Origin of the sequence: Paraburkholderia sp. JHI869 (assembly GCF_038900775.1) — a bacterium.
GTDB lineage: Bacteria > Pseudomonadota > Gammaproteobacteria > Burkholderiales > Burkholderiaceae > Paraburkholderia.
In genome coordinates this window covers 65,398-71,725 of sequence record NZ_JAYMSC010000041.1, presented here as the reverse complement: position 1 = coordinate 71,725, position 6,328 = coordinate 65,398, and the positions used below count along the sequence as shown (strand labels likewise).

The window sequence follows — 6,328 nt, the reverse complement described above, 5'->3', positions numbered from 1 at the left end:
GCGTGCGCCACGGCTACGGGTTGTTCGATCTGAAGCATGAGTCTTGACCTCGGGGTTTTAGCGCGGCACGCGTTAATTCGTTATCCGAATCAGTTATCGTTCGACAGGGGGCATGTGGACTGGCGCCATCTATACGTCGGCACGCATCAGGTCCGCCGCCTTTTCCGCGATCATGATCGCAGCGGCATTGGTGTTTCCCCCCACGAGCGCGGGCATGACCGACGCGTCCACCACACGCAATCCCGTCACCCCGCGCACGCGCAACTGCGGATCGACGACCGATTGCGCGTCGGCGCCCATGCGGCAGGTGCCCACCGGGTGATAGACCGTATCGGCGTTGCGGCGCACGAATGCGCGGATCGCCTCGTCTCCCTGCGTGTCCCGCGCGATGGCATCGGTGAACAATTCGCGGCCGCCATGGCGCGCGAGCGCGTCTTGCGCGAAGATCCGGCGCACCAGTTTTACGCCCGCGACCATGCCATCCATGTCGCGTTCGTCGGCGAGAAAACGCGGATCGATCGACGGCGCATCGTGCATGTGCGGCGAGCGCAGCTTCACGTCGCCGCGGCTGTGTGGACGCAGCACGCACGCGTGGCACGAATAGCCGTGTCCGCGCGGCGGCTTGCCTTCGCCGCGGTTGCCGAGCATCGCGGGCACGAAATGCAGTTGCAGGTCAGGCGCGGCCAGGCCCGGCGCGCTGCGCACGAACGCGCCCGCTTCGGCGAGGTTCGACGTGACCATGCCGGTGCGCTCGCGCCGGTAGCGGTGAATTTCGCGGGCGAGCCGCACGAGGCCCGGCACGGAGCGCCCGAACAGCTCGGTCGACGCCACCTGCTTGTTCACGATGATGTCCAGATGGTCCTGCAGATTCTGGCCGACCTGAGGCGCGTCGTGCACGACCTCGATGCCCAACTCGCGCAGATGTGCCGCCGGCCCGACGCCCGAAACCATGAGCAGTTGCGGGGAATGGAACGCTCCCGCGCTCACCACGATCTCGCGGCGCACCCGCACGGTTTGCGCCACGCCGTCACGCGCTATTTCGACCGCGACGGCACGCGCGCCTTCGAACACGATGCGCTCCGCCCGCGCGCCCGTCAGCACTGTGAGCGATTCGCGCCCGCCGTTGTGCGCCGTATCGCCGCGATTCCCTCCGTGCAGATACGCACGCGACGTGTTCCAGCGTTCGCCATTGCGCTGCGTGACCTGATAAAGGCCCACACCCTCCTGATCCACGCCGTTGAAGTCGGAGTTCGCCTTCAAACCGGTCTGCAACGCCGCCGCAATGAAATACTGCGAGAACGGATTGGGCGAGCGCAGTTCGCTCACATGCAACGGGCCGTTCGATCCGTGAAAGGGATCGTCGTCGCGGCCAGCGTAGCGCTCGTTCGACTCGCTGCGGCGAAAATAAGGCAGCACGTCTTCATAGCTCCAGCCCGTGCAGCCCGCGTTCGCCCACGCGTCGAAGTCCACGCGATGGCCGCGAATGTAGACCATGCCGTTGATCGACGAGCTGCCGCCGAGGCCCCGCCCTCGCGGCTGATACGATCGGCGGCCGAGCAGGCCCGCTTGCGGCTCGGTATGAAGCGCGTAGTTGCGCGGCCCCTCGCGCGGCACCGTCGCTGCGATACCGAGCGGCGCCCACACGGTGTAGTGGTGATCGCTCGGCCCGGCTTCGATGAGCGCAACGCTCGCGCTCGCGCTTTCGGCAAGACGCGCCGCGATGGCGCAACCCGCGGAACCCGCACCGATCACGACGTAGTCGAATTCCTGTGCGGTTCGATTCATGCCGCGCAACCCGTAATCTGCTTGTATTCGAGGAACTCCGCGAGGCCGTAAGCGCCGTGCTCGCGGCCATTGCCGGAGGCCTTCATCCCGCCGAACGGCGCGGCCAGATCCATCTTCGCGCCGTTGATCTGCACGCTGCCCGCGCGAAGTTGCGCCGCCACACGGCGTACGCGTGCTGCGTCGCCGGACCACACGTAGGCTGCGAGCCCATACGGCGTGTCATTGGCGATGGCGATGGCTTCCTCTTCCGTCTCGAACGGAAGAATCGCGAGCACCGGACCGAAGATCTCTTCGCGCGCGATCGTCATATCGTTGCGTACGTCGGCGAATACGGTAGGCCGCGCGAAGAAACCACGTGACAAGTGCGCGGGCCGCCCCTCGCCGCCGGCCACGAGACGTGCGCCTTCGTCAATACCGATCGCAATCATCCGCTGCACCTTTTCATACTGTGCACGATTCGAAATGGGGCCGAGGACGGTGTCCGCAGCGGCCGGATCGCCGACCTTCAGTGCGTTGATCGTTGCGCACGCAACCTCGATTGCCGCGTCGTACTGGCTGCGCTGGACTAGCAGGCGTGTAGGCGCAATGCATGTTTGCCCCGAATTCAGCATGCAGGCGAGCACGCTCGATTTCACCGCGATTGGGAGATCGGCATCTTCGAAGACGAGACTGGGTGACTTTCCGCCCAACTCCTGCGCCACACGCTTGACCGTGCCCGCCGCGCTCGAAGCGACCTGCGCCCCCGCTCGCGTCGAACCCGTGATCGACACCATGTCGACGTCGGGATGGCTGGAAAGTGCTGCGCCCACCGTGGCGCCGTCGCCATAGACCAGGTTGAATACGCCCGGCGGCACGCCCGCCTCGTCGAGGATCTCCGCGAAAAGGCGCGCGTCTAGCGGCGCGATTTCCGATGGCTTGAGCACGACAGTGCAGCCCGCTGCGAGCGCCGGAGCGACCTTTGCCGCGATCTGGTTGAGCGGCCAGTTCCACGGCGTGATGAGCGCGACCACGCCCACGGATTCGCGCACGATCTCGGTCGTGCCGCGGCGCTCGCTGAACTGAAACGACTCCAGCGCGGCGCGCACGCTCTGCAGTTGTGCGAGGCCCACGCGTGCCTGCAGTTCATGGCTCAGCTTGATCGGCGCGCCGATTTCGGCGCTCACTGCACGCGCGAGTTCGTCATAACGCGCCGTATAGCGCTCGATGATGCGCGTGAGCAGTGCCACACGGCTCGAAACGTTCGTGGCCGACCATGCGGGCCACGCGGCCCGGGCCGCGGCTACGGCGCGCTCGACATCGGTGTGCGTACCGAGGTGCACGGTCCCCGTCACCGATTCCGTGACCGGGCACACCATCTCATGAATATTCGCGCCTGGCGCAGGCGTGACCCACTGGCCGCCAATGTAGTACTGATCGATCTTTTGCACGACTAATGGTTCCTGTCGATTGGAATGCGGGGTGGAATGCACGAGGCGTCAGAACGGCTTGTCGCCGATGACCGTTGCGCGCATCATGCGCCGCACAGCCGGGAAATAATCCTGAATGGCGTAGTGCTGCGTCGAGCGGTTGTCCCAGAACGCGATGGTATTGGGCGCCCAGCGCAGCCGAACCTGATACTCCGGAACGGCGGCCTGGCGAAACAGGTACTGCAGCAGTTCGAATTCGCCGTAGCGGTAATCGGACCCCACGCGGAACGTGCCCTTGCTCAGATAGTTCGCGAGATGGGTCGTGAAGCCTTCGTTCACGTACAGGATCTTCTCGCCGCTTTCGGGATGGGTGCGGACCACGGGGTGCGTAACGGCGGGAAACTTCACGCGATTCGCCGCGCGCTCTTCCGCCGACATGCGCGAACCGAACGACGGCATGATGTCGTGCACGGCTTCGAGGTCGGCGAGTTGATCCTTCACGCTTTGAGGCAGATCTGCGTAGGCCCTGGCCATATTCACCCAGATCGTGTCGCCGCCGCTGCGAGGGCATTCCACGCAACGCAGCATCGACGCCATCGAGGGAATCTCGCGCCACGACACGTCCGAGTGATAGATGTTCTCGCGCGCCTTCGAGGCCTGCGTGCCGCCCAGCAGGACCAGTTCGGGATGATCGGCGTGGTGCGGAAACACAGGATGCACTTCGAGCTGGCCAAACCGCCGCGCGAGCGCTACGTGCTGCGCGGGCGTGATGTCCTGGTCGCGGAAAAACAGCACCTTGTGCTGCACGAGCGCGGCGCGCAACGCGGCGATGGTCGAGTCGTCCAGCGTTTCACGCAGATCGATGCCGCTCACCTCCGCGCCGATGGCGGGCGAAACGGTATCCAGCGCGAATTGTGCGTGCGCAGGGGTCAGGCTCGCCTCGGGCGTGCCGATTGCGTTCGTCATGTCTTGTCTCCGTTATTGGGAGCCGGTGGGGCTGGCTCTGTCTGATGGTGTGAGATTAGGGCGGACACAAATCGCTGTCGTGGTCCTAAAGCAGGAAGCAGCAGCAAGCGCATGTGTGCTCCTGGGTGCTTCGAATGGAGCAAGGGTTTGCCCGCGGGCTCCTCCCTTCGATCGGGCGATCAGGCTTCGCGGTCGTGCTTTGGCCAGCGGAACAGCGGCGCTTCCTTGCGTGCGAAACGCGCCGCCGCCTCTCGCAGATAAGGCGACGTCAACGCGATGGCCTGTGCGCCCGCCTCCGCTTCGAGCAGTGCGCCGAAGTCGCGCTCGAAAGTCTGCGCGAGCAAACGTTTGGTCATCGCAAACGCATCCGTTGATTGGGCGCTCATGGCGAGCGCCAGTGCTTGCGCTCGCGCACGCAACGCTTCACTCGGCACCACCTCGAGCACGATGCCCAACGCTTGCGCGTCGTGCGCAGGAAGTTCGCGTGCCGAGTACACGAGTTCCCGCGTACGCTGCGCACCGATGATGCGCGGCAGCGTATGCAACGCGCCCAGGTCGGGCACGAGCCCCATGCGCGCGAAAGCAAGGCAAAAGCGTGCCCGCTCGCTCGCGACGATGAAGTCGGCCATCAACGCAAGGCTGAAGCCCGCGCCGTAGGCCACGCCATCCACCGCTGCGATCACCGGCTTGTCGAACGTCGCCAGGGCCGCGCACGGCCGCTGGTTCTCGATCATGCGGCGGCGCACCGTGGCCGCGTCGGCCGGTCCTTGCATCGCGCTCACGTCGCCGCCCGAGCAAAAGTCGCCGCCTGCGCCAGTCAGGATCAACGCGCGCACCGTGGCGTCGCAGCGCAAGGCTTCGACGGTATCCGCAAGCGCGGTGAGCGCCGCAGCGCTCAGAGCGTTCTTGCGCTCCGCGTTGTCGAGCGTTACCGTGGCGACGCCATTTTCAATGGTAGTCCTGATCATTTTGAAGAAATTCGAACAATCGAAATAGAACCGCCCCGCGTGATGCGGGGCGGCAGGTTGTGTTCAGTCTTCCATCGCCTCGACATAGCTTGCGAGATGATGATCGCTGTCGCCGAGCAGCGGATCGAACATTGTCAGGCGCTTGAAATAGTCACCCACCTCCAGTTCGTCAGTCATGCCCATGCCGCCGTGCAGTTGCACCGCCTGCTGGCCGACGAAGCGCCCCGCCTCGGCGACCGTGACCTTGGCGGCCGCGAGCATGCGGCGACGCTTGCGCGCGTCGGGTTCGTCCAGCGCAAGCGCTGCGACGTAGGCCATGGAGAGCGCCAGTTCCTTGTGCACGAGCATGTCCGCCATGCGGTGCTGCAGCGACTGGAAAGCAGCGAGTGGCTGGCCGAACTGGCGGCGCGTGCGCAGATACTCGCCGGTGATCTCGATCAGGCGCTCCATCGCGCCGGCCGCTTCCGCGCACAGCGCTGCGATCCCGCAGTCCACGCCGTGAGTGAGCGCCACCACGCCTGCGCCCGGCGTTCCGATCAGTGCGTCCGCGCCCAGCGCGACGGCCTCGAACGACACGTCGGCGGCGCGTTGGCCGTCCATGGTCGGATAGCCCGTCACGCTCACGCCGCGGCTTTCGCGCGGCACGAGGAAAAGCGCGATTTCGCCCGTGGCCGTGTCGCCCACGCGTGCGCTGACGATGAACGCATCCGCAATTTCACCATGCCAGACCAGCGCCTTCGCGCCATCGAGCACGTAGCCGCGCCCGACCGGCGTCGCGCGCGCGGCGATCGCGTCGAGCCGGTAGCGCGACGCGGTTTCCGCGAACGCCGGCACGACGACCTGCTGCCCCGTGGCGATCGCACCTAGCCAGCGATCCTGCTGCGCAGCGCTACCGTAACCCGCGAGTATCGCCGTTGCCATGACGCTGCACGGAACGACCGGTTCGAGCACCAGCGCACGGCCCAACTCGCGCTGCACCACGAGCCGGCTCGCCGCGCCTTCGCCGAAACCGCCGTATTCGGCGGGCGCCGTGAGGCCGAGCACGCCCATTTCTGCAAGCCGCGTCCAGATCTCGCGGTCGAAGCTCGCGCCCTCGCGCGCGCGGCGGCGCCGTTGCGCAAACGTGTATTCGCTTTCGACGAAACGACGCAGGCTGTCCGCGAGCATTTGCTGCTCTTCGCTATACGTGAAGTCCATATGCGT

At 65.8% G+C, this 6,328-nt stretch carries 5 protein-coding genes; all 5 read right to left on the bottom strand.

Features of this window, described 5'->3' with window-relative positions:
• Nucleotides 1-129: 129 nt before the first annotated feature.
• Nucleotides 130-1,785, bottom strand: a complete 1,656-nt coding sequence (locus tag VSR72_RS39025; protein ID WP_342957541.1) for an FAD-dependent oxidoreductase — start codon at nucleotides 1,783-1,785, stop codon at nucleotides 130-132.
• Nucleotides 1,782-3,212 carry an aldehyde dehydrogenase family protein gene (locus VSR72_RS39020; RefSeq protein WP_342957540.1) on the bottom strand — a complete coding sequence of 477 codons (1,431 nt, stop codon included), beginning with the start codon at nucleotides 3,210-3,212 and terminating at the stop codon, nucleotides 1,782-1,784. Before VSR72_RS39020 ends, VSR72_RS39025 begins: the two co-directional genes overlap by 4 nt.
• 48 nt (nucleotides 3,213-3,260) lie before the next feature.
• Nucleotides 3,261-4,157: a TauD/TfdA family dioxygenase gene (locus tag VSR72_RS39015; RefSeq protein ID WP_342957539.1), complete on the bottom strand. Its 897-nt coding sequence runs from the start codon at nucleotides 4,155-4,157 to the stop codon at nucleotides 3,261-3,263.
• A 179-nt stretch (nucleotides 4,158-4,336) separates the two neighbouring features.
• Nucleotides 4,337-5,125, bottom strand: a complete 789-nt coding sequence (locus VSR72_RS39010) for an enoyl-CoA hydratase/isomerase family protein (protein WP_342957538.1) — start codon at nucleotides 5,123-5,125, stop codon at nucleotides 4,337-4,339.
• A 63-nt stretch (nucleotides 5,126-5,188) separates the two neighbouring features.
• A complete protein-coding gene (locus tag VSR72_RS39005; RefSeq protein ID WP_342957537.1) occupies nucleotides 5,189-6,322 on the bottom strand; it encodes an acyl-CoA dehydrogenase in 1,134 nt (377 codons plus the stop codon).
• Nucleotides 6,323-6,328 lie beyond the last annotated feature (6 nt).

What these genes read in the sequence shown, in the direction of transcription:
- VSR72_RS39025 (WP_342957541.1), bottom strand. Translation starts at nt 1,785, where the DNA reads ATGAATCGAACCGCACAGGAATTCGACTACGTCGTGATCGGTGCGGGT.
- VSR72_RS39015 (WP_342957539.1), bottom strand. Translation starts at nt 4,157, where the DNA reads ATGACGAACGCAATCGGCACGCCCGAGGCGAGCCTGACCCCTGCGCAC.
- VSR72_RS39010 (WP_342957538.1), bottom strand. Translation starts at nt 5,125, where the DNA reads ATGATCAGGACTACCATTGAAAATGGCGTCGCCACGGTAACGCTCGAC.
- VSR72_RS39005 (WP_342957537.1), bottom strand. Translation starts at nt 6,322, where the DNA reads ATGGACTTCACGTATAGCGAAGAGCAGCAAATGCTCGCGGACAGCCTG.